The organism is Xanthomonas sp. D-109, assembly GCF_017746095.1.
Classification (GTDB): domain Bacteria; phylum Pseudomonadota; class Gammaproteobacteria; order Xanthomonadales; family Xanthomonadaceae; genus Xanthomonas_A; species Xanthomonas_A sacchari.
This window is the reverse complement of record NZ_JAGHWV010000046.1, coordinates 1-213: the sequence shown is the minus strand read 5'-3', so window position 1 is coordinate 213 and position 213 is coordinate 1. Positions and strand designations below refer to the sequence as shown.

The following is a 213-nucleotide window of genomic DNA, read 5'->3' as shown; positions in this document are numbered from 1 at the left end:
CGGGAATTGGTGACACGCCCTAGACTAGGCGGATGCCCTCCCCCGCCGCCACGCTCCGCGTCGCCCTGCCCGTCCCCTTGCCGCAGTTGTTCGACTACCTGCCGCCGCCCGGCGGCGCGGTCGCCGACGGCGACGTCGGCCGGCGGGTGCAGGTGCCGTTCGGCAATCGCGAACTGAGCGGGGTGGTGGCGGCGATCGGCCAGGTGGAGGACG

1 protein-coding gene is annotated in these 213 nt (G+C 74.2%); it reads left to right on the top strand.

The window, feature by feature from the left end:
- Positions 1-32: 32 nt before the first annotated feature.
- The coding region (locus J7357_RS21250) for a hypothetical protein (protein ID WP_209249509.1) at positions 33-213 on the top strand (181 nt) is incomplete at its 3' end.